The organism is Stutzerimonas stutzeri (assembly GCF_024448935.1).
In the GTDB taxonomy this organism is placed as follows: domain Bacteria; phylum Pseudomonadota; class Gammaproteobacteria; order Pseudomonadales; family Pseudomonadaceae; genus Stutzerimonas; species Stutzerimonas stutzeri_AO.
Genome location: NZ_JAMOIE010000244.1, coordinates 1 through 1011, shown reverse-complemented (window position 1 = coordinate 1011; position 1011 = coordinate 1). Strand labels below are relative to the sequence as shown.

At 57.1% G+C, this 1011-nt stretch carries 2 protein-coding genes; both read right to left on the bottom strand.

Features of this window, described 5'->3' with window-relative positions:
• Positions 1 to 117 precede the first annotated feature (117 nt).
• Positions 118 to 324, bottom strand: a complete 207-nt coding sequence (locus NA637_RS25130; protein WP_256075343.1) for a hypothetical protein — start codon at positions 322 to 324, stop codon at positions 118 to 120.
• A 72-nt stretch (positions 325 to 396) separates the two neighbouring features.
• Positions 397 to 1011, bottom strand: a 615-nt coding sequence (locus NA637_RS25125; RefSeq protein ID WP_256075341.1) for a transposase, incomplete at its 5' end; no start/stop codon positions are given.

The following is a 1011-nucleotide window of genomic DNA, read 5'->3' as shown; positions in this document are numbered from 1 at the left end:
CCTAAGCATCTACGCCATCTCACCCGCCCGCACCGCCGACGCACCGATGTTGCCGGAGGGTGGAAAACGGCGAAGCCTTTTCCACGGGTCGTTTCCAGGCTACCTCGCTACCTCGCTTTAGCCGCGTCGTTCCTCCGGCCATTTGCTGAAGGCAAACACCCAGAGGGCGATGATGTTGACCATCGGGACAAATGTCAGCAGAGACCAGGCCCCGTTGAAGCCCGCCTTGGTCAGGATCTTCCACAAGGGAACGATGAAGACGATCACCATCGCCAGAAGTCCCCAGCCGTGCCATGTGCCGTAGCCATACATGCCCATATCCATTCATGCCTCCTGCGGTTCGCTGTGTGTTGGGATTTCAGTCTATGCGAGGAGGGTCGGAAAAAGAGGACAGATTTATTTTTCCGCATCGGATCGCGGTCTGCCTTGCCCTCTTCGCTCGATACGAAGCCCAGCAATGCGCTCCACTTCGTCAACAAAGCGGGGGTTGCCCGTCAGCTGGCCGCGCTGCAGAGCCTCATGGATCACCGATAGCTCCGCCTGCGATACGGCTTCACGAACGAATGTCCGATATCGCTCGCTTCGCTGCTGTGCGGTTTTACCTAACGCTAGAAAGCAAGGATCGGTATCCAGCCACCCAGACTCCTCGCCAGCCTCTATGCGGCTGGTATAGCTCGACCAGCGATAGTCGCTTGGGTTAATCACCAATCGGGCACGCACAGGATTTAATTCGATATAGCGCGAACAGGCCAGAAGGTAGGTGTCGGTCTGTACGACGCTCGATTTATAGCGGCTTTCCCAGAGCGTCCCCGAACGGCCTTCCAGCCGATTGCGATACCGCGTAGCACGTGCTGCAAGCGCCTTCATCAACTGACCAAGCCCTGCTATCGACTCACCCGGAGCCAACAGCAAATGAACATGGTTCGTCATCAAGCAGTAGGCGTAGACCTTGACGCCAAAGGCATCCTTCAGCTCACGCAGATCAGCCAGGTATCGCTGGTAATCTTCGTC

What these genes read in the sequence shown, in the direction of transcription:
- NA637_RS25130 (WP_256075343.1), bottom strand. Translation starts at nt 324, where the DNA reads ATGGATATGGGCATGTATGGCTACGGCACATGGCACGGCTGGGGACTT.